Source organism: Ruegeria sp. H6, assembly GCF_056532975.1.
The window spans coordinates 491,335-515,319 of the sequence record NZ_JBQFOA010000001.1; the positions used below are offsets into that span (position 1 = coordinate 491,335).

The 23,985-nt window shown below is 58.1% G+C and carries 25 protein-coding genes; 5 read left to right on the forward strand and 20 right to left on the reverse strand.

Annotated features, from left to right (window positions below):
* Positions 1-107: 107 nt before the first annotated feature.
* Genes ACR0AG_RS02305 through ACR0AG_RS02325 form a run of 5 tightly spaced genes read left to right on the forward strand, consistent with a single transcriptional unit; the run spans position 108 to position 4,371 of the window.
* Positions 108-887, forward strand: a complete 780-nt coding sequence (locus ACR0AG_RS02305; RefSeq protein ID WP_480836034.1) for a 5-oxoprolinase subunit PxpA — start codon at positions 108-110, stop codon at positions 885-887.
* Between the two features lie 23 nt (positions 888-910).
* Positions 911-1,147: an acetyl-CoA carboxylase gene (locus tag ACR0AG_RS02310; protein WP_480836036.1), complete on the forward strand. Its 237-nt coding sequence runs from the start codon at positions 911-913 to the stop codon at positions 1,145-1,147.
* Positions 1,148-1,151: 4 nt separating this feature from the next.
* Positions 1,152-2,519 (forward strand): acetyl-CoA carboxylase biotin carboxylase subunit, encoded by a 1,368-nt coding sequence (locus ACR0AG_RS02315; protein ID WP_480836038.1) that lies wholly within the window; start codon positions 1,152-1,154, stop codon positions 2,517-2,519.
* A 15-nt stretch (positions 2,520-2,534) separates the two neighbouring features.
* Positions 2,535-3,410 (forward strand): 5-oxoprolinase subunit B family protein, encoded by an 876-nt coding sequence (locus tag ACR0AG_RS02320; RefSeq protein WP_480836040.1) that lies wholly within the window; start codon positions 2,535-2,537, stop codon positions 3,408-3,410.
* Positions 3,400-4,371 carry a 5-oxoprolinase subunit C family protein gene (locus ACR0AG_RS02325; RefSeq protein ID WP_480836042.1) on the forward strand — a complete coding sequence of 324 codons (972 nt, stop codon included), beginning with the start codon at positions 3,400-3,402 and terminating at the stop codon, positions 4,369-4,371. Before ACR0AG_RS02320 ends, ACR0AG_RS02325 begins: the two co-directional genes overlap by 11 nt.
* A gap of 16 nt (positions 4,372-4,387) precedes the next feature.
* Here ACR0AG_RS02325 and ACR0AG_RS02330 read toward each other — a convergent pair whose 3' ends face one another.
* The 20 genes from ACR0AG_RS02330 to ACR0AG_RS02425 all read right to left on the reverse strand — a co-directional run bounded on the left by ACR0AG_RS02330 (position 4,388) and on the right by ACR0AG_RS02425 (position 22,962).
* Positions 4,388-5,362, reverse strand: a complete 975-nt coding sequence (locus ACR0AG_RS02330; protein ID WP_480836043.1) for a CobW family GTP-binding protein — start codon at positions 5,360-5,362, stop codon at positions 4,388-4,390.
* Complete coding sequence (locus tag ACR0AG_RS02335; RefSeq protein WP_480836045.1) at positions 5,363-5,659, reverse strand: hypothetical protein; 297 nt, start codon at positions 5,657-5,659, stop codon at positions 5,363-5,365. It abuts the gene before it with no gap.
* A gap of 54 nt (positions 5,660-5,713) precedes the next feature.
* Positions 5,714-6,616, reverse strand: a complete 903-nt coding sequence (locus ACR0AG_RS02340) for a polysaccharide deacetylase family protein (protein WP_480836046.1) — start codon at positions 6,614-6,616, stop codon at positions 5,714-5,716.
* A 47-nt stretch (positions 6,617-6,663) separates the two neighbouring features.
* Positions 6,664-8,013 (reverse strand): amidase, encoded by a 1,350-nt coding sequence (locus ACR0AG_RS02345; RefSeq protein WP_480836047.1) that lies wholly within the window; start codon positions 8,011-8,013, stop codon positions 6,664-6,666.
* Between the two features lie 16 nt (positions 8,014-8,029).
* Complete coding sequence (locus ACR0AG_RS02350; protein ID WP_480836048.1) at positions 8,030-9,133, reverse strand: ABC transporter ATP-binding protein; 1,104 nt, start codon at positions 9,131-9,133, stop codon at positions 8,030-8,032.
* 82 nt (positions 9,134-9,215) lie between these two features.
* Complete coding sequence (locus tag ACR0AG_RS02355; protein WP_480836050.1) at positions 9,216-10,433, reverse strand: ABC transporter substrate-binding protein; 1,218 nt, start codon at positions 10,431-10,433, stop codon at positions 9,216-9,218.
* A 68-nt stretch (positions 10,434-10,501) separates the two neighbouring features.
* Positions 10,502-11,257: an SDR family NAD(P)-dependent oxidoreductase gene (locus ACR0AG_RS02360; RefSeq protein ID WP_480836051.1), complete on the reverse strand. Its 756-nt coding sequence runs from the start codon at positions 11,255-11,257 to the stop codon at positions 10,502-10,504.
* Positions 11,254-11,976 carry an SDR family NAD(P)-dependent oxidoreductase gene (locus ACR0AG_RS02365; protein WP_480836052.1) on the reverse strand — a complete coding sequence of 241 codons (723 nt, stop codon included), beginning with the start codon at positions 11,974-11,976 and terminating at the stop codon, positions 11,254-11,256. Before ACR0AG_RS02365 ends, ACR0AG_RS02360 begins: the two co-directional genes overlap by 4 nt.
* The gene (locus ACR0AG_RS02370) at positions 11,973-12,824 is read right to left on the reverse strand and encodes an ABC transporter permease (protein ID WP_480836054.1); all 852 of its coding nucleotides are present in this window, start codon (positions 12,822-12,824) and stop codon (positions 11,973-11,975) included. The genes ACR0AG_RS02365 and ACR0AG_RS02370 overlap by 4 nt, the downstream gene beginning before the upstream one ends.
* A gap of 2 nt (positions 12,825-12,826) precedes the next feature.
* Positions 12,827-13,696, reverse strand: a complete 870-nt coding sequence (locus ACR0AG_RS02375) for an ABC transporter permease (protein ID WP_480836056.1) — start codon at positions 13,694-13,696, stop codon at positions 12,827-12,829.
* Positions 13,693-14,775: an ABC transporter ATP-binding protein gene (locus tag ACR0AG_RS02380; protein WP_480836058.1), complete on the reverse strand. Its 1,083-nt coding sequence runs from the start codon at positions 14,773-14,775 to the stop codon at positions 13,693-13,695. The genes ACR0AG_RS02375 and ACR0AG_RS02380 overlap by 4 nt, the downstream gene beginning before the upstream one ends.
* A gap of 238 nt (positions 14,776-15,013) precedes the next feature.
* Entirely contained in the window at positions 15,014-15,991 is a 978-nt protein-coding gene (locus ACR0AG_RS02385) for a GntR family transcriptional regulator (RefSeq protein ID WP_480836060.1), read from the reverse strand.
* On the reverse strand, positions 15,988-17,223 hold the full coding sequence (locus tag ACR0AG_RS02390; RefSeq protein ID WP_480836062.1) for an ABC transporter substrate-binding protein: 1,236 nt from the start codon (positions 17,221-17,223) through the stop codon (positions 15,988-15,990). Before ACR0AG_RS02390 ends, ACR0AG_RS02385 begins: the two co-directional genes overlap by 4 nt.
* A gap of 206 nt (positions 17,224-17,429) precedes the next feature.
* Positions 17,430-18,437, reverse strand: a complete 1,008-nt coding sequence (locus ACR0AG_RS02395; RefSeq protein WP_480836064.1) for an alpha/beta fold hydrolase — start codon at positions 18,435-18,437, stop codon at positions 17,430-17,432.
* Position 18,438: 1 nt separating this feature from the next.
* Positions 18,439-19,863: a glutamine synthetase family protein gene (locus tag ACR0AG_RS02400; RefSeq protein WP_480836066.1), complete on the reverse strand. Its 1,425-nt coding sequence runs from the start codon at positions 19,861-19,863 to the stop codon at positions 18,439-18,441.
* A 31-nt stretch (positions 19,864-19,894) separates the two neighbouring features.
* A complete protein-coding gene (locus ACR0AG_RS02405) occupies positions 19,895-20,299 on the reverse strand; it encodes a cupin domain-containing protein (RefSeq protein ID WP_480836068.1) in 405 nt (134 codons plus the stop codon).
* A complete protein-coding gene (gene gloA / locus ACR0AG_RS02410) occupies positions 20,300-20,734 on the reverse strand; it encodes a lactoylglutathione lyase (RefSeq protein WP_480836070.1) in 435 nt (144 codons plus the stop codon).
* A gap of 4 nt (positions 20,735-20,738) precedes the next feature.
* Complete coding sequence (locus ACR0AG_RS02415; RefSeq protein ID WP_480836072.1) at positions 20,739-21,842, reverse strand: aromatic ring-hydroxylating oxygenase subunit alpha; 1,104 nt, start codon at positions 21,840-21,842, stop codon at positions 20,739-20,741.
* Positions 21,826-22,353, reverse strand: a complete 528-nt coding sequence (locus ACR0AG_RS02420; protein WP_480836074.1) for an Lrp/AsnC family transcriptional regulator — start codon at positions 22,351-22,353, stop codon at positions 21,826-21,828. The genes ACR0AG_RS02415 and ACR0AG_RS02420 overlap by 17 nt, the downstream gene beginning before the upstream one ends.
* A gap of 441 nt (positions 22,354-22,794) precedes the next feature.
* Positions 22,795-22,962: a hypothetical protein gene (locus tag ACR0AG_RS02425; protein ID WP_480836076.1), complete on the reverse strand. Its 168-nt coding sequence runs from the start codon at positions 22,960-22,962 to the stop codon at positions 22,795-22,797.
* Positions 22,963-23,985 lie beyond the last annotated feature (1,023 nt).

The window sequence follows — 23,985 nt, forward strand, 5'->3', positions numbered from 1 at the left end:
TCAGGTATCATCTGTTTTTTTAATAATACATGAACAGAAAAAAGAAATATCAATTTTACCATAAATGCCAATGATGGCCCTGCGGTCTGACACGGAGGGCTGAACGCATGCGGACGATGGTCGATCTGAACTGCGATATGGGCGAGGGCTTTGGCCATTGGGTGCTGGGTGATGCGCCCGAAGACCAGATCATGGAGATCATCAGCTCGGCCAATATCGCCGCCGGATTTCACGCGGGCGATCCGAATTCGATCGACCGGATGGCCAGGCTGGCGCAGACCTATGGCGTGGGTTTGGGGGCGCATCCCGGGTATCTGGACCTCAGGGGGTTTGGACGCCGTTATATCAACATGGATGCAGCCGAACTGATCAATGACATCGTGTATCAGGTTGGCGCCGTGCGTGAATTCGGTCGTCGCCACGGTGTGCCGCTGCAGCACGTGAAACCGCATGGTGCGCTTTATATGGAGGCGGCTGTGAACGAGGACCTGTCGCAAGCGCTGGTCGATACATTGCAGGCAATAAGTCCCGATGCGCTGTTGTATTGCATGGGGATTTCCAAAACCTATACCGCCGCAAAACGCGCCGGGCAGCCGGTGATCCGCGAGTTTTTTGCCGACCGGGACTATGACAACAGCGGCTCGATTGTATTTGCGCGCCAGGTTGGCCGCCCCGATCCCGAGCAGGTCGCCGAGAAATGCGTCAAAGCCTGCAAGACCGGCACCGTCACGACGGTCGAAGGCGATGAGCTTGAGATCGCATTTGAATCGATCTGCTTTCATTCGGACACCCCCGGCGCGCTTGAGATGGGCCGCGCCATTCGCAAGGGCCTGACGGATAACGGAATTCAGATCGCGACCGCAGGTGAAATCGCGGCAACGCTGTAATCGACACCCATAGGAGATAACGGATGGCAGAGATTAAATCGCCCGTGCCGGGAACGTTCTATACGCAAGCAACGCCGGACGCGCCGGTCTATAAGGTCAAAGGCGACGCCGTGGCCGTCGGGGATGTGATCGGGCTCGTAGAGGTCATGAAGACCTTTATCGAGATCAAATCCGATGTTGCCGGAACCTTTGCCGGGTATTCGGTGGAAAACGAAGCTGCTGTGACAGCGGGTCAGGCGCTGGCGCAACTGGACGGTTGATGCCATGCCTATCAAACGTTTGTTCATTGCCAACCGGGGCGAGATTGCCGTTCGGATCATCCGAGCGGCGCAGGGGATGGGCATCCACACGATCCAGGCTTACTCCGAAGCTGACGCTGATATGCTGGCGGTGCGGATGGCGGATGAGGCGGTCTGCGTCGGACCCGCGCAGGCCGCACAATCCTATCTGAATACCGAGGCAATGGTTCAAGCGGCGCTCAGCCGCGATGCCGACGCTGTTCATCCCGGATATGGATTTCTGGCCGAGAATGCCGATTTCGTCCGCGCGATCCAAGCCGCGGGTATGCGTTTCGTTGGTCCCTCTGCCGACACGATTGACCGGATGGGTGACAAGGTTTCGGCTCGACAGGCAGCTCAGGCGGCGGGGGTTCCCGTGGTGCCGGGTTCGAAAGGGCGTGTTGAAACGCCTGAGGATGCGTTGAAGATTGCGGCTGAGATTGGATACCCGGTGATGATCAAGGCCTCAGCCGGGGGTGGCGGCAAGGGCATCCGCGTCGCCCAGTCTGCCGATGATCTGGCGCAGATGGCCCCGCAGGCACAGGCCGAGGCGCAGGCGGCGTTTGGCGATGGGGGCCTCTATCTGGAGCGTGCCATTACCGCGCCGCGCCATATCGAAGTGCAGATTCTGGGCGATGGGACGGACGCGGTCCATTGTTTTGAACGTGAATGTTCCATGCAACGCCGTCGGCAGAAAGTGTGGGAAGAGGCCGGAGCGGTTTGTCTGGATGACGCCACACGCGAACGTTTGTGTTCGTCCGCTGTCGCCCTGGCGAAATCGGTCAACTATGTGGGCGCAGGCACTCTGGAATACCTCTATGACAGCGCCACGAATGAGTTCTTTTTCATCGAAATGAACACGCGCATTCAGGTCGAACACCCGGTGACCGAAATGATCACCGGTCTGGATCTGGTACAGGAAATGATACGGGTTTCGGGTGGCGAGGCGCTGTCGGTGACACAGGATCAGATCACACGCAGCGGCCACGCGATCGAAGTGCGTATCAATGCCGAAGACCCGGCGCTGCAATTCATGCCGTTCCCCGGTCAGGTCGGTCAGATGCAACTGCCCGGGGGCGATGGTATCCGGTTCGATCACTTCCTGTACGAAGGCTATCAGATCCCGCCCTTTTACGACTCGTTGCTGGGCAAGCTGATTGTCCATGCCCCGACACGGGACGCGGCGATTACAAAACTGGCTGCTGCGTTAAACGATCTGTCCCTGGAAGGACTGAAAACAACCATCCCCCTGCATCAGGCGCTGGCAGCGGATGCCAGCGTTCTGGCCGATGGCGTCCACACGCAATGGCTGGAGCCATGGCTGGATGCGGGAAACCTCAGCGCGACACCGTAACCAAGGAGACGCAGCATGAAGACACGCTATACCTATGGTGGCGACGAACACATCTATGTCGAGATGGATGATGAAATGTCGCTGGACGCTTTTTTCAAATCCCTGTCCATGAGCAACGCGGTGCGCGACGCTGAAATTGAAGGCGTGACCGAAATCTGTCCGGCCAACGCATCGTTTCAGGTCAAGTTCGATCCCGATGTGATCAGCCCCGATCAGATGATGGAGCAGATCAAGGCTCTGGAGCACAAGGCCGAAGATGCCGACAAACGGCTGAAGACGCGGATCATCGAAATCCCCGTCTATTATCAGGACCCTTGGACCCATGAGACGCTGATGCGGTTCCGCGAGCGTCATCAGGACCCGGATGGTACCGATCTGGACTATGCTGCGCGCATCAATGGCTATGACAGCGCCGAGGCGTTTATCGAGGCGCACCATTCGCAGCCCTGGTTCGTGTCGATGGTGGGGTTCGTGGCCGGTCTGCCGTTCCTGTATCAACTGGTCGCGCGGGACAAGCAGTTGCAGGTGCCCAAATATCTGCGCCCACGTACCGATACGCCCAAACAGACGGTGGGCTATGGCGGGTGCTTTTCGTGCATCTATTCGGTGCGCGGGGCGGGCGGCTATCAGATGTTCGGGATCACCCCGATGACCATTTTCGACCCCACCCAGCAGGTCAGCTATCTGCGCGATTTCATGGTGTTCTTCAAACCCGGCGACATTGTGAAGTGGAAACCCATCGACCGCGCTGAATATGATCGCATCCTGGCGCAGCTCGAAGCAGGCACCTATGCGCCGCGCATCGCCGAGGTCGATTTCGATCTGGACGCGTTCAACGCCGACATGACCGGCACCAATGCCAAGCTGATGGAGGCCCTCAATGACGCTTAAGATACTCTCTCCCGGCCTGTCGACATCGATTCAGGATCTGGGGCGCCCCGGTTATTTCCATCTGGGTATCCCCGTCGGCGGCGCGATGGATCGTTTTGCGCTGCGCTGCGCCAATATGCTGGTGGGCAATCCCGAAGGCGCGGCAGGGCTTGAAGTCGTATTCATGGGCCCCGAGATCGAATTCACGCAAGATGCTCTGGTCGCGGTGACAGGGGCCGAATTGCCGCCCAAGGTCGATGGCGAGCCGCAGCCCACCTGGACGGGTTTTGCCGTCAAGAAAGGCCAGACGCTCAGCTTTGATTTCCTCAAATCAGGCGCGCGTGCCTATATCGCGATCAGCGGCGGGATTGATACGCCACCCGCGCTTGGTAGCCGGTCGACCTATCCCATTGGCGCTTTGGGCGGCATTGAAGGGCGCGCCATTCAGGCCGGTGACATGATCCCCGTCGGCGAGGCCGACCCAATCGAACCGGGTTTCAGCATTCCCGAAAACCTGCGCCGGGGGCCGGGAACGCCCGCCGAACTGCGTGTGCTGCCCGGGCTTTACTGGCATCGCCTGACCGAGGCCGCACAGCAGGGGTTCTTTGCCGATGACTGGTCGGTCGCGCCCGAGGCGGACCGGATGGGTTATCGCTTCAAAGGGGGGCAACCGTTGGAATTTGTCGACCGCGAACAGCCTTTTGGGGCCGGGGCAGATCCGTCGAATATCGTGGACGGCTGCTATTCCTACGGCTCGATTCAGGTGCCGGGCGGGTTGGAGCCGATTGTCCTTCATCGCGATGCGGTATCGGGTGGCGGTTACTTTACGCTGGGCGCGATCATATCGGCGGATATGGACCTGATCGGTCAGTTACAGCCGCACACGCCAGTGAAATTCCGACAGGTTGATATGGAGCAGGCGCTGGCCGCCCGCGCTGACCGAAAAAACATGCTGCGCGATATTCGAACGCATTTGGGTTAACAGAGTGGCGGCGTGGTCACCCGCCGCTGAGTGAAAAATAGCTGAGCGACTTTTCAAGGTCGTCTTTTGCGAAGTTGCGGCCAATGAAGACAATTTCATTGGCCCGCTGCGTCGAGGATGGTGGCAGGATTTCCGGGGCCTGAACCGAATTGCGCACGCCCTGTAACAGCAGAAATCCTGCCGAAGTGTCAAACACACCCTTCACCCGGACGATGTCATGCCCACGGGCATGTAGCAGCGCCGACAACCAGACGGAGAACGCCGCCCAGTCGACGGATGTGTCGATCTTCAGCCGTGTGGGCTCGATCGCGGTCAAACTGGACAAATCGGCCAGCGCAGGGATGTCGATCGGGGCCGCGTTGGAGTCAAGCTTGGGCTCGACCTCTTCGCCCAGAACAGCAGCCGAAATGGCCGCGCCGGGGTTCAGTCTTTTCAACGTTGCGTGCACGGCGCTGAACGCGTCTGGCACTTGGGCATCGATCTTGGTCAGTATGATCCGGTCCGCTGCTTCGATCTGAGCCCGCCCCAAACGCTCGGTCCCCAATTGCTGGATGATGTTGACCGCATCCGCCAGCACGATGATTTCATCCAGCAGGATATGATGCACCAGCATCGGATCGCTTTGAATTGCCGTCGCGATGGCGGCCGGATCGGCCAATCCGCTGGTCTCAAGCACGATGTGTTCAAGCCGGGTTTTGGTGGAAACGGTCTGGCTACGGTCATCGCAGATCTGACGTAGAGCGCTCAGAAGATCGCTTTGGCCTTCGCAACAGGCGCACCCTCCGGCCAGAAGGGTCATCCCAGTGGCATGTTGTTGCAACAGCGTGTCATCCACCGGGGTTTCCGCCGCTTCGTTGACCAGAATATGCGCGCGGCCGAACCGTCCATTGAACAAGTGGTGACGCAGCCAGGTTGTTTTGCCCGACCCCAGATAGCCGCCCAGAATGGTCAGCCGCAATCTGGTCTCTGTGGAGGCATTCGGATCTGGCATTCAGGCTGCCGCGCCCAGGAACCGCGGGTCCAGCGGATCAAGTGCGGCCCCGGTCTGGATCTCGGTCTCGGACCAGACCGCTTCGAGGTCGGGTACGATCACCGTGCGTCCGGTGAAAGACCGCAGCTGGATGCCAGGTGTCCGCCCGTCATCATGGACCGCAAGCCCATAACTATTCAGGATCTTGTTCAGAATGCGGGCGCGGCGGAATTTCAGTTGTAACCTGTCGCCGGTGGCATCGGCCCCGGCATCTGTCCAATGGCCCGGTCTGGTGGGGAAACCACAGGCACTGCACATTGCGTGTTCTCCTAGGGAATGTGCCAGAGGGGGGTAACCCTCTGGCAAACAAGATCAGATGACCTCGGGGCGCTTGTCGCTGTCAAAGGGGAAGCGCGCGCGGAAATCGTCGGCGATGGTGTTGAAATCAACCCATTCGACGCCGGAATGACCGTTGATGTATTCAATCAGACGTTCCAGCATCAGCAACACCTGCGGACGGCCTGCAACATCGGGGTGGATGGTGATCGGGAAGACGCCATACTCCATCTCGCGATACACCCAGTCGAACTGGTCTTTCCAAAGCTGTTCGATATCGCGCGGGCTGACAAAGCCGTGGCTGTTGGGGGCGTTCTTGATGAACATCATCGGCGGCAGGTCGTCGACATACCAGTTGGCCCCGATATCCACGAGGTCAATCTCCTTGCCGTGTTTCAGCGGATGCATCCATTCGCCAGCGGTCTTGGAATAGTCGATCACTGTCCATTCGTCGCCTACGCGGGCATAGAACGGCTGGAAATCGCGATAGCTTTGGCTGTGGTCATAGGAAAAGCCATATTTGCCCAGCAGCGCGGCGGTGACATTCGACATCTCCCACCAGGGTGCGACGTAGCCTTTGGGCGCCTCACCGGTCAGGCCCTTGATCAGTTCGATGGACTTGACCAGCACGTCCTCTTCCTGTGTCGGCGTCATCGCCACGGGGTTTTCATGGGTGTAGCCATGGGCACCAACCTCGTGCCCGGCCTCTACGATCATGTCCATTTCCTTGGGGAAGGATTCAAGCGAGTGCCCGGGGATGAAGAACGACGTGCGCATCTCGTATTTTTTGAACAGGCGCAAAAGGCGGGGGATGCCGACCTCGGTCGCGAAAACCCCGCGCTGAATATCGTTGGGAGAATCTCCACCGCCATACGAGCCGATCTGGCCCGCGACGGAGTCGATATCCGTCCCGAAGGCGCATAGAATTTTCTTAGTCATGGTTGTTCTCCTCTGTGCATTCAAAGTTTCCGATTAATTCAAGTAAATCAGCTGCGTATGATGTCTTCGGTCGCCAGCGCCGCGGCCAGTACGGTGCGGTCGCAGCCATGCGGTGCCGACAAAAGGAAGCCGGTTGGCATGTTGTTGCGGTCCGTGCCGTTGGGGATCGACACACCGGGCCAGTCCAGGAAATTGCCCAACGATGTGTTGCGCAGGGTCAGGCCATTGTGTTGAAAGAACACCTCCTGATCGGCCTCAAGCGGGGCGATTTCCATCGCGGTGGTCGCAGTGGTCGGGCAGATCAGAATGCGGTTCCCGATAAGGGCGGCCGTTTCCGCCATCAGCCGTTTTCGCGCCTGTTGCAGCACCACAAGATCCACGGCTTTCATCGGGCTGGCCTGCAAGACCCGCCGGACCACACGCGCATCCATCTGCGCGGCGTCGGGGCCGTTCACACGGTCACGGTGAATGGCCAGCGCTTCGGCCCCGGCCAGAAAGCCGTGGCGCGCCATCAGGTCCAGTATCTCTTGCAACTGGGGCAGGGCGATGCGCGAGACCCGCGCTCCGGCTTGCTCCAGCCGTGTGACGGTTGCGTCGAAATTCGCAATGACATCAGGGGCCGCATCGTCGAACATGACCTGATCAGGGATCACAAAGGACAGGTCGGACAGATCTGAGGTTTCGATGTCCGGTGCGGACCTCCCGCGCAGCACGGCGTCGACCAGCACGCAATCGGCAACCGACTGCGCCAGCGGGCCGATTGTGTCCAGCGATTGCGCCAGCGGAAACACACCCTGCATCGGATAACTTCCCATCGAAGGTTTGTAGCCGACCACCCCGTTGAACGAGGCCGGAATGCGCACCGATCCGCCGGTATCCGATCCCATCGACATGGGCACGATCCCCGCAGCCACCACCGCGCCCGAGCCAGAGGACGATCCCCCGGGGCTGCGCGGTGCATCCTTCGCGGCGTGGATGTTGCGCGGTGTGCCGTAATGGGGGTTCAGGCCGATGCCGGAATAGGCGAACTCGGTCATGTTGACTGTCCCGACCGAGGTCATCCCGGCCCGTGCCGCCCGTGCAACGATGGGGGCATCGGTTTCGGCGGGTGGGTCCGATTTCAGCACAACCGATCCGGCCGTGGTCACGCGGCCCCTGAGGTCAAACAGATCTTTCCATGCGGTGGGCACCCCGTCGACCGGGCTGGCCGGGATGCCCGCGCGCCAACGCAGGCGAGAGGCCTCGGCCTCGGCCATGGCGCGGTCTTTCAGCAGGTCGATGAACAGCGCCGGGTCGTCATGGGCGGCGATCCGGTCAAAGACCCCTTCGACCAGTGTTACCGGGTCGGTGCGGCCTGCGTGCAAATCCGCGGCCATTTGGGTGAGGGTCTGTGTCATCGCATCCGTCCCCGTCTCACGCAATCATCGTTGCGCCGCTGGGCTGCCAGGCAACATAGGCCGGTGCGCCAACCGCCAGACGGCCTCGGTACTTATCCACATGGCCTTCGGTATTCAGGGTCTCGCCGTTTTCCAGGCGCACCAGCATCTGCATGATATGGCCGATGACCTGCAATCGCTCGATGGTGCAGGGGATGATGTTGGATCCGAACGTGCCGCGCAGCTCGGATTCGTCGGTTTCGCCGGGGATCAACTCGACCGCTTCGGCGGGCAGAACGATGCTCATCTGTTCGCCCTTGGAATGCGCAACATTGATCCGGTTTGTGCCAGAGATGGCACCAAACGGCGTGTCCAGGGTGATTGTGTCGTCGCGCGTGTCGATGACGCTGCCGGGTATGATAGTGTTTGATCCGATAAAGCGGGCAACAAATTCGCTGGTGGGACGGGTATAGAGCTCGTGCGGAGGGCTGACCTGTTCAACACGACCGGCGTTCATTACGATGATACGGTCGGACAGCGCCAACGCCTCGGACTGGGCATGCGTCACGAAGACGAAGGTGATCCCCAGATCGCGTTGCAGCAGCTTCAGCTCGTTCTGGATGCTCTTGCGCAGGTTGGCATCCAACGCGCCAAGCGGTTCATCCAGAAGTAGAATATCGGGTTCAACCACCAGCGACCGCGCCAGCGCAATCCTTTGGCGTTGCCCGCCTGACAAGCGGCTGGTTGCCATTTCCGAGATGTCCAGCAGGCCCAGCTTGTCCAGAATACCATCCACTTTACGGTCGGCTTCGGCGCGGGGCAGGCCCTTGACCTCAAGCCCGAAGCGCACGTTCTGGCGCACGTTCATATGGGGAAACAGCGCATAGTTCTGAAAGATCATCGAGGTGGGCCGCTTTTCCGGCGGCTGGTCATTGACCCGTTGCCCCCGGATCAGCAGATCGCCCGAGGTGACGCTTTCAAACCCCGAGATCATGCGCAATGTCGTCGACTTGCCACAGCCCGACGGGCCGAGAAAGGCGATGAACTCACCCTTTTCAACGTCGAGGTTAAAGTCGATCACGGCGGGCGTGCCGTTGTCATAGACTTTGCCAACATTTTTGAGCTGCAGATCGTAAGCCAAGGATGTCGCGCCCTTTTGATGAGAATTCTTGAAAATCGGGGGAAGGGTTCAGCCAGCGCGAACCGGCTGAACCTGTGGTGTTTTAGGCGGACAGGAACTCGTCCCATTTCTGGATCAGCAGGTCATACTCATCCGGCCACTGGTGCCAGTAGGCGACGTTGGCCGCGCGGGTTTCCAGCGAGCCGCCATCGCGCAGGTCGCCTTCCTTGATGCCGCGTTCGGTGGCACCGACCCAGGGCTTGCCTTCGTACCAGAAGGCATATTTGTCGGGGTCCATGACCTCTTTGACGTTGGTGGTGGGCGAGTAGTATCCCTGTTCCGACACAGCAATCGCCGGCGGGCCGGACAGCCAGTAATCGGCATAGGCCGTAACCGCTTCGAGGTTGGGCGAGGTCTTGAGCGGGGATACACCGATCGACCAGCCGCGATAGCCTTCTTTCATCGTCGCATAGGAACACTCGACCCCCTGCGCCTTGACCGCCATCACCGCAGGCTGCCACGCATCGGCGATCACCATCTCGCCCGAGGCCAACAGGTTCACAAGCTCACCAAAGTCGCCCCACAGGGCGCGGAACTGGCCGTCTTTCTTCTTGGCGATCAAGAATTTCGAGGCTTCCTCAATCGACGCCGCATCCGGGTTGCCGGGGTTTTCGACCTCAAGCAAACCCAGCGCGTTCATCGCCAGAATGGCCTGACCAAATGCGATCAGTGGGTCAACGTTCAACCCGGTCTTGCCCTTGAACTTGGGATCGAACAACGCCGCCCAGGTCGAGGCCTCTTCGGCGTCCACCAGATCGGGGCGGTATCCGATAGAGTCATAATTATAGACCGTTGGCACCATGTTCAGGCGCGTCTGGCTGTCATCCTCCCAGATCTGGCCGACAATCTGACGATTGCGATCCCAGCGGTCCGAGGCGGTGGTGAACGTGTCGCGGATGCCCGACCAGTTTTGCAGGTCGGATGCCGCCACCGGGGCCAGTTTGTCGGTGGCTACCATCGCCGCCAGACGCTCGCCGATGATTTCCCAGCAGTCATAGGCATCGGTGCCCGACAGGATCTCGGTCTGGGTGTTGGGGAAAATATCAGCCTTGCCGTTGACCGAGCCCACACCGGATTTCTGCTGGAAATCGTTCAGGATGCGTTCCTGAACCGTCACCGACAGGCCGACAGTGCGCAGTTCCTGATTGCCCAGGTTGGCGGCAAAGGCCTGTTGCGCGCCCAGAAAGGGCATCCCGCTTGCAGCCAGCGCCGCGCTGCCCGCGGTTGTCTGAAGGAATTTCCGACGTGAATATGTACTCATTTCAGTTTACTCCGTGTTGCGGTCGAGTGTCTTTTTCTTCGGTTTGGGGCCTCGGGCCCCGGCTGCATTCAGTACCGTCCGACCAACAGGCCACCATCTACAGCAATCACTTGTCCCGTCAGGTAACGCGCCCCGTTTGAGGCAAGGAAAACAACGACATCCGCGATGTCGTCCGGTTCCCCGATCCGTCCCATGGGAATGTTCTCACCCGCCGTTTCTGCCCCTGCCGGGCCCAGCGAGTGTTCCTCGGACAGAAGTTGTGCGGTGCGGATGTATCCAGGTGCGACGCCGTTCACACGGATGCCGTCGCGGGCCAGTTCCACGGCCAGCCCGCGCACAAGGCCCACCGCCCCAGCCTTGGCCGAGGAATAGTGGACATGTTCATCCCAGCCATAGGCGACACCCATGATCGAGGACAGGCAGATGATACTGCCTGAGCCGCGCGCCTTCATGCCCGCAAGTGCAGGGCGGATCACCCGGAACATGCCCTTGAGGTCGATGTCGAATGTGTGATCCCATTTCTCGTCGCTCAGCTGGTCCAGTGGCACCCGGTGCGCGATGCCCGCATTGGCGACAATCGTGTCGATGGCCCCGTGGCGGGCTTGAATATCAGCGATCACCGCGTCTGCGCGGGCGGTGTCGCGCACGTCCAGCGCGTGGAACTCGGCGGTGCCGCCTGCGGTCTCGATCTCGACTGCAACGGCTTTGCCTTCTGTTTCAATCACATCGGTGACGATTACGGTGTCACCCTGTGCCGCAAAAGCCAGCGCGCAGGCGCGACCTATGCCGATGCCACCACCGGTTATGACGACAACATTGCTCATAGCATCACGTCTCCTGAATTGGGGCAAAGGGTCTGGCCGACATAGAGCCGCGCCGCGTCGGAACACAGAAACGCAACGGTATCGGCGACATCTTCCGGCTCGCCAAAATGGCCCAGCGGCAGCTCCGCCGCCTTGGCTGCCTGCCAGTCAGGCGACAGCGCCCGCACCAACGGTGTGTTGATCGGGCCGGGCGCGACGGCGTTGACGCGTATGCCATTTGTCGACACTTCGCGGGCCAGTGCCTTGGTCATGCCGATGATGCCCGCCTTGGCTGCGGAATAATGCACCAGCTCAACCCCGCCGATTTGTCCCAGTTGCGAGGCGACATTGACCACGCAGCCTTTTCCCGCGCTTAACATTTCGTGAAGAACGGCCTTTGTGCACAGGAAGGTGCCGCGCAGATGCACGGCAATCATGCGGTCGAACTCTTCAATCGACAGATCTGCAAACGATGATTGATGCACGTGACCCGCATTGTTGATCAGATGGGTCGGCGCGCCGAAGGCCTGTTTGCAATGCGCGATCATATTCGCCACATCCGCAGGGTCAGAGACATCGCCATGATGGGCGACCGCCGCAGCGCCGATCCGCGCCACTGTTGTCTGCGCGGCGCTGGCATCAAAGTCGTTGGCCAGCACCTTATAGCCATCGGTTGCCAGCTTTTCGGCAATGGCCTGCCCGATACCGGATCCTGCGCCAGTGACAATCGCGACGCTCACGAGATCTCCTCCTGCATCGCGATCTTCTTGGCACGGCGCACGCTGAGGCCCATCAGGATGCCGTAGACCGCCAGCAGCGAGAAAGAAAACAGCGTCGTCATCACCCCAAAGGCAAAGATGTTAGGATGGATCTCGACCGAGAATGTCCCGTAGATCGCCAGCGGCAGTGTCTGATCCCGGCCCGATGCAAACAGAGTGCGGGGAAACTCATCAAAGCTGAGCGTGAAGGCAAACAGCATGGCCGACAGAACGCCCGGGAAGATCAGCGGAAAGGTCACTTTGCGGAAGGTGCGCGCCGGGGGCACGCCCAGTGACCACGCGGCCTCTTCGACCGAGCCGTCAAACCGGTTCAGGATCGCCAGCATCACCAGGAAGGCAAAGGGGAAAGTGTAGACCACATGGGCGACAAAGGCGGTAGTCCACCAGTGACGCTCGACTCCGACGACATTGTTGGCCAGCAGCGATGTGCCAAGTCCGGTCAGAACGCCGGGCACCATCATGCCCAGCACGATCAGGTAAAAGACAATGCCCGCACCCCGGAACCGGCGGCGAAAGGCCTGCGCGGCCATGACGCCCAGAACCGTGGATGTCACCATCGTCATAAAGGCCAGCGTCAGCGATCGCAGCAGCGCCTCACCCACTGGCAAGGGCGCAATGCGCGAGGGCGGTGTCAGACCGAACAGGTGCCGATACCAATAGGTCGACCATTCGATGATCGGAAATTGCGGCCCGCCCTCAGGCCCCTGCTGGAAAGACAGGATGCCCAGCACGATGAACGGCCCATAAAGGAACAGGATGAACGCTGCGACGTAAACGGCGAGGATGGGTTTGAGAAGTTTGGACTCCATGCTCACAACTCACTTTTCAGATCGACGATGCGCAGGAAACCGGCCACGACGATGCCCAGCAGGATGGTCAGGATCACCCCTACGACCGAGGCCATCGCCCATTTCAATGAGCCCACCTGCGTCACGATGATATTGCCCAGCAAGTTCACCTTGCGCCCTGACAGCGCGCCGGATGTGGCGAACTCACCCAACACCATGACGCTGACGAAGATTGCGCCGACGACGACACCGGGCAGGCTGAGCGGGAAGATGATCTTCCAGAAGATGCGCCCGAAACCGGCGCCCAGATCGCGCGCGGCTTCGATGATGTTGCGGTCGATGCGGCCCAGCATGAAGGCAATCGGGCCGACCATGAACACCACATAGATCTGTGTCATGCCGATGATCACCGACAGTTCCGAGAACAGCAGAACCTCGATCGGGCTGTCGATCAGACCCAGCCTTTGCAGGATGATATTGATCGCGCCTTCCTTGCCCAGCATCGGCCGCCAGGCCAGCACACGGATCAGGAATGAGGTCCAGAACGGGATCACGCACAGCACCAGCAGCACGGTCGAAACGGTCTTGCTTTTGACCAGCAATCCCACGAACAGCGCCGCCGGATAGCCGATGATGAAGGTCAGCGCCAGAACGATCAGCCACAGCCGCAGCGTGGTCCAGAGCGCGCCGACATAGGCCTCGGAGCTGAAGAAGTTCTTCCAGCTGTCCAGTGTCAGGGTCGAATTGATGGCAAAGGTGGTCTGGGTCCAGAACGAGACATAGACGATCATCATGATCGGCGCGACCAGGAACAGGATCATCCAAAACACGCCGGGGGCCAGCAGCCAATTGGTGTATCCGTTGCGTTCGCTCGAAGGGGCGCTGGTGCTCATGCCGCGGCCTCCTTGCCAAAGACGATGGCGTGTTCGGGATTCCACGACAGAACATAATCCTGGCCGACCTCGTATGTGTCAGGCTCACCAAAGCTGAGGTGATGATCCACCTCGACCTGCTTGCGGTCGGCGGTTTCAAAGAAGGAAATCACCGATGACCCGAGATATTCGCTGGCAAGATAGCGCGCGGGAAGGGCGGGGCCGGGCAGGACGTCGCCTTTTCTGAAGGCCTTGGTGCGGTCATATCGCACAGCATAGACATCCGTGGCGTTGGACTGCGCGTGCTGTACCGGCACGGCACCGAAAGGGCCGTTAAACGTGTTGTCCGAAAGGGTACCGTCAAATAGGTTGAACCGATTCAGGAACAGCGCCACATCCGAGCTGGCCGGAGTATCGTGAACCTGTTCGGGTGAGCCTGTCTGGATGATGCGCCCCTGGTCCAGAACCGCAACTGTGTCGCCCATGGCCAGCGCCTCGGTCTCGCTGCCGGTCACATGCAGAAAGGTGACATCCAGACGTTCGCGGATCTGCCGCAGTTCAGTCTGCATACGGCCACGCAGGTTGGCGTCGAGCGCGCCCAAGGGTTCATCCAGCAGCACCAGTTTGGGCTGCATCACCAATGTGCGTGCCAGCGCCACACGTTGCTTCTGGCCGCCAGAGATCTGGTCTGGAACGCGATCTTCCAACCCCTCCAGTCCCACTAGGCCGATCATGTCCAGGACGCGGGTGTCGATATTGGCGTCCGCCACATCCTCGACGCCATTGCGCAGCCCGAAGGCGACGTTCTCAAATACCGTCAGATGCGGAAACAGCGCGAAGTTCTGGAACACGAATCCGATCCCGCGTTTATGGGCGGGCAGATCAGTGATGTCCTGACCCAGAAAATGAATACGGCCTTTGTCGGGTTTCTCGAATCCGGCCATCACGCGCAGCAAAGTCGTTTTGCCTGACCCCGATGGCCCCAGCAGAGAGATGTATTCGTTCTGTGTCGCTTCAAACGAAATGTCGTTGAGTGCGACCAGATCGCCAAACTGCCGCGTGACATGTTCCAGCCTGAAGATGGAATCCTTATGACCCATTCATTTCCCCACTTGGTCTTCAGGCCGCAGACAGTTTGATGTCTTTTCCAAACAGCGGCCGGACCGTAGGGACCGCACTGAAGGGCACGCCTGTTTAAAACGTATGTCGTATGAAAGTTTGCATTTATTTATGCGTCAACATTCATCTTGAAGGAAAAAACGACCGAAAAATGAGCAAAATATCCTAAAAATCTCGATATTGTCGTTTTTAAAAATGAATATCGGATACCAGATACAATTATATCGGAGAAAGGTATCCCGGAATCGCTTCGGCTTCAGGCACCAGCGCGACGATCTTCAGCCGAGCCACATTCTTGTCTGCCAGCAAGCGCAAATGCTCTTTGAGGTACTCGGCTGCCGCGTTGATCTGGCGAGAGCCGATAAGGTCAAACAACACGCGATACTGGTCGACTGCGACGTGATCGGCTGGCAAGCCCAACCGGTTCAGCGCCTCGTTGACGGAGGACAGCAACAGCCGGTTGTTAAGGATCATCTCGACCAGGGCTGTGTTGGGTGCCCGTTCGAGACAGTGTTTCTGGAACGCTGCCTCATAGGCATCGGATTCACGCGTCAGCCCCTGACGGATCTGATCGCGCAGTTTGTTAATCTCTAAAGGATCGATGAAATCGGCGGCCAGGATCAGCGCCGCGGGTTCGACAATCGCGCTAAGTTGGTATTTCTCGCGCAGCACATGTGCGGTAAGCGGGCCTGCCAGCCAGTGAGAGGACGCGCCTTTGCGGATTAGGCCGCGCTCGTTCAGGCGGCTGAGCACGTCACGGGCAACCGTACGGCTGACGCCGAGGTAATCGGCCAGCTCGGTTTCGATCAGCCGAAATTCCCCAAAAACCTGACAGGCGGCGACATCGGCTTCGACCTGATCATAGACCCGCATCCATGTCCCGCGGATTGCCAAGGCTGATCTGGCGCGGTCGGGTATATCCAGTTGAAACTCGCTGATCGGGCGCCGGATCGGGTCCAGATCCGCCTGACCCACCAGATACCCACGTCCGCGAAACCGGTGGATCAACCCTTCTTCATGCAGTTTGCGAAGGGCGGCCTGAACAGGTGCACGACTGGTTAGCATAAGCCGGGCGATTGGTCCTTCGATCAGAACCAGACCCCGGGGCAGGCGCCCGGATTCGATATTGCGCTTCAGAATCTGGCTGATGACCTCATATAGCGGTTCCTGACCGCGTATCCCTGATGTTCGGTTCATTGCCTGCCCCCTCGGACTGCCGAGATAAAGCGGTTCCAGGCCCGGGCGGCGTAATTGTATTCGTCCATGACCGTATTCCACAGGGCGATGCGGCTGACCCTTTGATGATAGGCGCCACCCGCGCGCCGCCGTCCCTTGCGGACGACGGTTTGACCGTTGGTGCCGACAAGGTCAGACCGGGCGATCTGACCGTCATACCAATAATCCCATTCATCCTCGGTCAGGTGTTGCCGGGTGTTTTGGGGCACCGTCATGTAATATCCCTGCCGCGCCATTACGGCCCCGGCCTTACCGGTCAGCCACCAGTTCAGATATTCATAAGCCATGCCGAGCTTGGTTCCGGTGAGGTGCCGCGCAAGCGACGCGCCTCCGTGCCACGCGCGATAGCCTTCGCGCGGTACGCTTTCGACAAAATGATCCTCCATTGGGCCAAGATTGCCATACGAGGGCGACCACATGCTCTGCGCCGCGACTTTCCCGGCGTGCAGCAGCGCCTCGGCATCCTGGGCAGATTTCCAGCTGTCACAGAAAAAGCCCTGTTGCCGGAGCGTTTCAAGAAGCGCCATCAGATTGTCGATCTCGTCCACCGACATGTTGCAGATGTCGACAAAGCTGAGATCACCGCTGGCCTCGGCTGCCAGAGCTGCATCAAAAAAACCGATCGCGGGTTCGTCCACGATCGCAACGCGCCCTTTGGCTCGTTTGTCCAGCAGCCAGGCCCAACTTGATCCTTCGGGGCCTTCATCGCCAAAGACGCGGCGATCAAACCCGAATGAATCGACGTTATGGGCCGTTGGCAACATCGAAATGTACTGCATGGGCTGCTGCCCGATCACGCCATCGGGTTGAACGTACAGCTTGCGCACCGGGGCGTCGCCATACCCCTGCCGCATGTATTTGCTGACACCACCCAGTTTGGACAGGTCGCCGATATTGCCCCATTCGGCGATCCGCTGGGTGTCAATCGGCTGAAGTGCGCCCCAATACCAGACGATGTCCAGGTTGTGAAAACACTGTTCGTAGATGTCATAGTGTTCAGGATGTGTGGCGGCGCGGCGTTGGCAGGTCAGAAAATCCAGAGACTCATATTCTATGTCAAACTGCAAATCCTCTATCGCCATCTTGCGAACGCTTTCCAACAGCGTGACGTCGGTTCCGATAACACGCAAGGTACGTCGTTTGACCCGCGGAGGCGCGGCCAGTTTGTGCTCGACAGACAGGTCGATGGGCATTGAGGATCCAGATCGCAGTTCGTCTCAAACACGAGACGAGGTTGAAATTAGCCTCCACGCGTGCAGTCGTAAATGTCGAGTTTCCGCTGAAATCGAAATCGGGTACGGTCGGATGCGCCGATGTGATCGATCGAAGCAGCCGCACTGAAGATATCTTTGCGCGGCTGGTTTCAGGAAAGCGCAAAGCGAACAGCTTTTCTCGGGGCCTAAGTTGAAAGCAACTCAGCGATGTTCTGATCGAGTTGACGTTCGAAACCTGCGTCGTTGCCCGGGTTGGCGGCGCAATGTCCAAAGTCGGATGTTACAGGACGACAGAGTGCACCGGGGATCAGGTTGGCTTCGATGATGTTGTCTTCCGGTGGAAAGTAGAGATCCTGATTGCAAGGCATCAATATGGTGCGCGCCCGAATTGAACCGAGCGCGGCGGGGAGATCTTTCTCAAACGTTGAGCTGGCGCTGACGTCGCCGTTCTGCCAGGTGGCCAGTTTACAAAGAAGGTTGTTGGCATCCCAATTTGTGGCATGGTCTTCGGCCCAGTCGTTCAACAGATCCGCCACGCTTGCATAGCCAAGTTCGCGATAGAGACCGTTCCGGTAGAAAGCCTGTGAAAACGCCCAGCCCGCGTAGACGCGGCCAAAAGCCCTGAGGCCTTCCATCGGTTGGGCGTCATAATCACCTTTGTTCCAGGCTGGATCGGCACAAAGTGCGGCTTTCACGCCTTCAAGAAACACGAAGTTATGCGGTGACGTTCTGGCCGAGGCGCAAAATGGCAGGATGGCGCTGACCATATCAGGGTATTGCACCGCCCAGTGATAGGCCTGACAGCCCGCCATCGACCACCCCAGGACAAGTGCAATCCGGTTGACGCCAAGGCCCTTGGTCAAAAGCAGGTGCTGGGCCCGGATATTGTCCTGAAACGAAACCGACGGGAAAGCTGCGCCGGGCTGCACAGTGGAGTTGCTGGGCGAAGTGGATTTGCCGCCGCCCAGCAAGTTGATCGAAATGATGAAGTGTCGGGCCGGATCAAGGGCGCGACCGCGGCCAAAGTAACCTTCGTTGCGTTCGTGCGAACCGGTGTAGAAGGTTGGCATGACGATGGCATTGTCACCCTTTGGTCCAAGCATGCCATAGGTCTGATAGACCAGTTTTGCGTCTTTCAGCACCTCGCCGCTGGTCAGTGGCAGATCGCCAAGGGCAAACTCTCTTTGGTCCATATCAGTACAGGCGCAGGTATTCCTGCACTTCCCAATCGGTGACCGCCTGATGATACCTTTCCCATTCGTCGTTTTTGTATGCGAGATAGGATCGGCGCATCACCTCACCCATGACTTTGCCAGCCAGATCGTCCACCCTCAGCGCCTCTATCGCGTTGAAGAGCGTGCGCGGCAGACGGCGAATGCCAAGCTCGGCCAATTCGGCCTCTGACTTTTCATAGAGGTCAAAATCAGTCGGCGGGCCGGGATCGATTTTGTTTTTGATCCCGTCGATGGCGCAGGTCAGAGTCATGGCCATTGCCAGATAGACGTTCATGGTCATGTCGGCGGCACGGTTTTCGATGCAGTGTCGGCTTTGGGGCAGGCGAAACTGGGCGGACCGGTTATTGTGCCCATATGTGATGTTGGTCGGCGCCCAGGTTACGGTCCCGCCCTCAAAACCACCGACGCGCGGCACAAGACCATTGTAGGAATTGACCGTCGGACAGGTGAGCGCGGTCAGAGCTTCGGCATGGGCCATCAACCCGCCAACCGCCCAGCGACTTTCATCCGCCCAATCGCCTTCGGGCGTTTCAAAGATGTTTTCGCCCGGCCGGCTTTCATGCTGCAGCGACATGTTGATATGCGCGCCCGACCGCCAGTCGCCGATCGTCGGTTTTGGCATGAAGGTCACGAACATGCCGTGGTTTTTGGCGACCTCTTTCAGGATAATCCGAAGGAAAGCCAGCCGATCCGACATTTCAAGCATGTTGGTATAGTGAAAATCGAACTCGAACTGGGAATAGGCCCCTTCGGCGACCACGTCGTGAAGGTTCCAGCCCAGACCTTCGATAATGTCGATCATGTCCTTGAGAAAAGGCATTGAATCGATCGAGTATTCCACATCGTACCCAAAGGCCTGACGTCGGGGTCTCAGGCCGTCGGTGGGATCGTCATCAAAGGCTTTGACCGGCTTGCCATCGTCGTCATAGGTCATCACGATGACCTCGGGTTCGACCCCGGCCATTCCGGTATAGCCCGCGTCGGCAGCGGCCTGCATTGCGCGTTTCAGCGCTTGTCTGGGGCAGACATTGTAAGGCCCGTCTTCCCAGTAGAGATCCGAGAAGATCATGGCCATGGTGGTATCCCAGGGGCAGATATAGACCGCGTCCAGATCGGGCACGACGACCTGATCGCTGTCTGCCGGAGACAGCTCTGGCACATAGGAAATCGAATGCACCGCGAATTGCGGACCTTTGCCCAGACATAACGGTTCAAAGTCACTCATCGGGACGGGTTTGGTTTTTGGAATACCGTGCAGGTCGATCCAGGCGGCCATGACGTATTTGACGCCTGCGTCTTCAAGCCGTTTACGCACCTCCGGTATGCGAGGGCGGTTGCGGTCCACCGCGTCTGCAAAACTGTCATAGTAGATCTTGTCGACCATTTCTGCCTCCGTGAAAATTGGTTGACCGGGTTCAGCCCGGAACGAAGTCGTCAGGGTCGATGCCCGGAACGTGCGTCAGACCCGCCAGTTGTTTCCAATTGTGCGGATAGGCGGCATAAAAAATCACGCAGCGATCATCGGCCTCATAGGTGATATGATTGTCCTTGGGGATATAAAGGACGTCGCCGCGGTTGCAGATATAGGTTTCGCCGTCGCAGGTCAGGCGGAACGTGCCTTCCAGAACATAGATGATTTCATCACAGGTCAGGTCCCAGGGCACCACGATGTTTTTCAGCACGTTGATGCCGCCGCACATGGTGTCGGAGATCGCGCTCGTCACCATCGGTTTGATATAGGTGTCACTGTCCTTTTCGCCGATCGCGTTATAGCGGTCCTCGACCATTTCCCATTTCATCAGCTGTGGTTTATTGCCCATTCAATTCGCCTTCCCGGCCAAGTGTTTCAGAATGCTTTCGTTGAGTTCGACCTTGTAGCCATCGGGGTCTTCGCAAAACGCAATGACCCGCGTGCCGTTCTTCATCGGCCCGGCCGGTCGCGTGATGTTCACACCGGCGGCGGCAAGGTCTTCGCAGGCTTTGTAGACATCCGGCGTTTCGATGCAGATGTGACCCCAGCCATTGCCTTTGTCGTAGGGGTCCTGCTGATCCCAGTTGCAGGTCAGTTCCAAGCAGGGAAACTCGGCCTCTGGGCCGTAGCCGATGAAGGTATTGGTGAATTTCCCCTCGGGGTAGTCGGTGCGCCGCTGGACTGTCATCCCCAGAATACCGCAGTAGAAGTTCAGGGATTTGTCGGTGTCCATGACCCGCAACATTGTGTGGGCCAGGCGAAAGCCATTTGCCAATTCGCTCATCTCTTCAGCTTTCCTTTGTCAGATCTGCTACGATTTTTTCCTGAAAGGCGCGGACGCTGTCTTCCCAGGTTGGAGAAAGCAGTCCGCCATCGGCTGCCACTTGTGACGCGCGGCCCTTCATCATCCGTTCCACCATTTCATGGTCTTCCTTGTGAACATCCCACCACAGGCTTTTCAGGCCCTCGATCTGTTCATCGGTCAGGCTTTGACCTTCGGTCGTGTAAAGCACCCGTTTCTGCGCCATTTGGCGGGGGCCCACGGGAATGTTCAGATACACGCCCAGTTGATCCGGGAAGTACCGGCCAAGGATAAAGTTGGGGTAGAGCGTCAGGTAACGTGAACTGACCCCAAGCGACCCGGACGTGCCGATTTCCTCGTTCAAATCTACCGCACTACCCATGCAGTTGCCGTCGATGATGGTGTAGTGATCCCGGAGCGGTTGATCAGTGGTAGAGGCATGTACAAACTGCACATGGTAAGGTTCGATGAAGTTCTCCATGATCAGTTTCCAATTGGTTTCGATCACGCCGAAATCCAACACGCCAATCGGATGCAGTTTTGAAAAATCAATGCCTTGAAGCCGTTCAATCAGCGGGGCGGCATAATCTTCGAACTCTGCCGCGTCACCGCTGATATTCACGAAAATCCAGTCCTGCCAGACATGGCAGCGCACCGGCACGAGCCCTTTTTCTGTTCGGTCGAAACCTTCGGTTTCCTGCTGTCCGGTTCCTCCGAAATGGGGCGAGGCTTTCAGATGGCCCTGAAGGTCATAAGCCCACGCGTGATAGGGACAGCGGATCAGCTTGCCGACATTGGCCGGTTCCTCGACCAGTGTCATGCAGCGATGCCGGCAGACATTGTGAAAGGCTGCAATCTCGCCGGCGGTGTTGCGCACCAGAAGGATGGGCTGACCGGCTACCGTGACAGGAACAACATCGCCGGGTTCTTTCAACTCATGTGCGATACCTGCACAGACCCAGTTGTTGCGTAGAACCGTCTGGCATTCGACCTGCCAGAAATCTTCATCCAAGTAAGCCTGCGGGGGCAGGCCATGGGCAGGTTTCGTCGCCGCGTGAAACTCTGTCAGACGCTCATTCAGTTTTCCCATTCTCACGCCTCCAGTCCCGTTTGAGCAAGAATTGGTTTTTGAAGTTCTTCATCCCCAACATCACTTCGGTGTGGGCGATGTCGGTGGCCGCATGGATTTCTTCCTCAAGAAAGCGTTGCAGCGCATCGTCGTCGTCGCTGACTATTTCGAGGATCAGATCAAAGCCGCCCGCCACCCAAAGCGCGAAGACCACGCGCGGGTCATCCTGAAACCGGCTGGCAACCTGGGCAGGTGCCACACCAGGCGCGACTTTTATCCCAAGGATCGCATCCGTCTTGTATTCGCGGGCCACGGGATCCGTGATGGCAACGATCCGCAGCATGTTGGCATCGCGCAAAGCGCTGACGCGGTTTCGGATTGTGCCTTCGGAGACGCCCAGCGTTTGAGCGATCTCGGAAAACGGGGTGCGCCCGTCCACTTCAAGGATCGCGATGATCTGGCTGTTAAGTTCGTCTGAGGGCGAGCGAATGCCCGATTTATCTGCAATACGATCAATCTGCGCTACCGGCATGAGATACTCCGAATCGAACACTTTGGCTCATTAGAATACGAAATTCGTACAAATTCAAAAGAAATGCGGTTCTAGTTTTGAAATTCGAAGATAAGTCAGTTGAATTTCGTAATCTCCAATCGATCTATTCGAAGGCTTGCTATCGAACAATCCGTGCTGGCCCGCTGGGATGGGCTCATCGATCCAAAGAGGTTGCCGACCAGGTGACACGTTTCTCAACCCGGCCGCATGGATTGAGGCTGAGGATCGGGTTGAAATCCCCCAACCTGGCCAACCAACTGGTTCTACTTGAGCGTAGGACAATCCCGGATTGCATGTTGGCTTTGTTGGTGCCTATTCGCCCGACTTGAGAGAGGCTGATGTCGAGCTGATGTCAGAAGTCTCGGTATTTTTTGACAGCCGGGAGACAACCGATAAAATGTCGGTTCGAGATGTAGCAGATTATTTTATCGCAGAGGCTGAGACAACAGAATGCGTCTTGGCGTAAGCAAGCGGCAGTTTTTCATGGTCAAACAACACATCGAGGAAACGGAGCCGCTCCAATAGAAGCCCAAAACACCCGTCAAAAAAAGTTGCTTCATGACAGGCGCAATATTGCTGTACGCTCATATCGAATTCCATCCTGCAATTTCTCTGACGGTCAAAAGACGTTCAATCTTATTTTTTGAAGCCTTGTCGCCTTGCCCCAGATAGGGGCTGGATTGGAGGGTCCGGGCGCCGCATACCATGTAAACAAGAGACTACTGTATTCTTCGACGTTCGCGAGTTCTGCCCCGTAGGGCGGTGATTTCAGGGTCGCAGAAGATTTGGTCCAACCACTCGTGATCATTTGCGTATTGTCCGCTAATAGTCATGTCCCGCAGTTGCCGTATTTCTCTGCTAAAGCCATCACCACTTTCGAAAACTCTCAGCCGTGCTCGTCGAGTCGACATTGTCATTGGATTTTTTCGCAGACCTCACGCAGGCATCGGCTGGAGATGATTGGCCTTGAACTTATTGCTGTGCTGTGCCGGGCTGGGTTTTAACGAAACAAATGTGTCATCAATATCTGCCTGAGGGTGTTTTCTGACGCCCTGGACGATTTCGGGCTTGGCTTAGGGTTCGCGGATGGACAGGGTGATTATACGCGATCGCGGGCTGGACTGCAGAGAATATGAGCGTTCAGGGGCTGGATGTTCCCTGCCCACACACGGTCAGTTCATGTTCATGCGCTGGATGCGGCTGTGGCAGCGTCACACAGGCTCGGATATCCGCAAGTTCCTGTTCAGTTTTTCAAAGCCGCCTGCGGGTCGCGATCCTAGCGCGACTACCTGATGTTCATCCTTTCGTTGGACAGAACAGCGTGGATTGCGAAGATGGAGTTTTTCGACATTGCCGCTTGTGTGGGCGTCGAATGGGGGGCTGACCTCCTAGGGCGCAACGCACCGGCATACGACGGAGCGCACCAGGTTCTCATACAGCGTCATACACAAGCAATTCACAAAACCGACCAAAGACAAGTTAATTGAGGGTCAGGACGGGAAATACGTCATGACACGGTCTGGGCGGCAGTACAGTTTTTTCCAATTCATTTGCTCATGCCGTGTCGTGACGATAGAGGAATGGCGAGTTGGGTCAAAAATGATGACGTTC

Excerpts from the sequence above, each read along its gene's own strand:
- ACR0AG_RS02305 (WP_480836034.1), top strand. The coding sequence starts at position 108 with ATGCGGACGATGGTCGATCTGAACTGCGATATGGGCGAGGGCTTTGGC.
- ACR0AG_RS02310 (WP_480836036.1), top strand. The coding sequence starts at position 911 with ATGGCAGAGATTAAATCGCCCGTGCCGGGAACGTTCTATACGCAAGCA.
- ACR0AG_RS02315 (WP_480836038.1), top strand. The coding sequence starts at position 1,152 with ATGCCTATCAAACGTTTGTTCATTGCCAACCGGGGCGAGATTGCCGTT.
- ACR0AG_RS02320 (WP_480836040.1), top strand. The coding sequence starts at position 2,535 with ATGAAGACACGCTATACCTATGGTGGCGACGAACACATCTATGTCGAG.
- ACR0AG_RS02325 (WP_480836042.1), top strand. The coding sequence starts at position 3,400 with ATGACGCTTAAGATACTCTCTCCCGGCCTGTCGACATCGATTCAGGAT.
- ACR0AG_RS02330 (WP_480836043.1), bottom strand. The coding sequence starts at position 5,362 with ATGCCAGATCCGAATGCCTCCACAGAGACCAGATTGCGGCTGACCATT.
- ACR0AG_RS02335 (WP_480836045.1), bottom strand. The coding sequence starts at position 5,659 with ATGTGCAGTGCCTGTGGTTTCCCCACCAGACCGGGCCATTGGACAGAT.
- ACR0AG_RS02340 (WP_480836046.1), bottom strand. The coding sequence starts at position 6,616 with ATGACTAAGAAAATTCTATGCGCCTTCGGGACGGATATCGACTCCGTC.
- ACR0AG_RS02345 (WP_480836047.1), bottom strand. The coding sequence starts at position 8,013 with ATGACACAGACCCTCACCCAAATGGCCGCGGATTTGCACGCAGGCCGC.
- ACR0AG_RS02355 (WP_480836050.1), bottom strand. The coding sequence starts at position 10,433 with ATGAGTACATATTCACGTCGGAAATTCCTTCAGACAACCGCGGGCAGC.
- ACR0AG_RS02360 (WP_480836051.1), bottom strand. The coding sequence starts at position 11,257 with ATGAGCAATGTTGTCGTCATAACCGGTGGTGGCATCGGCATAGGTCGC.
- ACR0AG_RS02370 (WP_480836054.1), bottom strand. The coding sequence starts at position 12,824 with ATGGAGTCCAAACTTCTCAAACCCATCCTCGCCGTTTACGTCGCAGCG.
- ACR0AG_RS02375 (WP_480836056.1), bottom strand. The coding sequence starts at position 13,696 with ATGAGCACCAGCGCCCCTTCGAGCGAACGCAACGGATACACCAATTGG.
- ACR0AG_RS02380 (WP_480836058.1), bottom strand. The coding sequence starts at position 14,775 with ATGGGTCATAAGGATTCCATCTTCAGGCTGGAACATGTCACGCGGCAG.
- ACR0AG_RS02385 (WP_480836060.1), bottom strand. The coding sequence starts at position 15,991 with ATGAACCGAACATCAGGGATACGCGGTCAGGAACCGCTATATGAGGTC.
- ACR0AG_RS02390 (WP_480836062.1), bottom strand. The coding sequence starts at position 17,223 with ATGCCCATCGACCTGTCTGTCGAGCACAAACTGGCCGCGCCTCCGCGG.
- ACR0AG_RS02395 (WP_480836064.1), bottom strand. The coding sequence starts at position 18,437 with ATGGACCAAAGAGAGTTTGCCCTTGGCGATCTGCCACTGACCAGCGGC.
- ACR0AG_RS02400 (WP_480836066.1), bottom strand. The coding sequence starts at position 19,863 with ATGGTCGACAAGATCTACTATGACAGTTTTGCAGACGCGGTGGACCGC.
- ACR0AG_RS02405 (WP_480836068.1), bottom strand. The coding sequence starts at position 20,299 with ATGGGCAATAAACCACAGCTGATGAAATGGGAAATGGTCGAGGACCGC.
- gloA (WP_480836070.1), bottom strand. The coding sequence starts at position 20,734 with ATGAGCGAATTGGCAAATGGCTTTCGCCTGGCCCACACAATGTTGCGG.
- ACR0AG_RS02415 (WP_480836072.1), bottom strand. The coding sequence starts at position 21,842 with ATGGGAAAACTGAATGAGCGTCTGACAGAGTTTCACGCGGCGACGAAA.
- ACR0AG_RS02420 (WP_480836074.1), bottom strand. The coding sequence starts at position 22,353 with ATGCCGGTAGCGCAGATTGATCGTATTGCAGATAAATCGGGCATTCGC.
- ACR0AG_RS02425 (WP_480836076.1), bottom strand. The coding sequence starts at position 22,962 with ATGAGCGTACAGCAATATTGCGCCTGTCATGAAGCAACTTTTTTTGAC.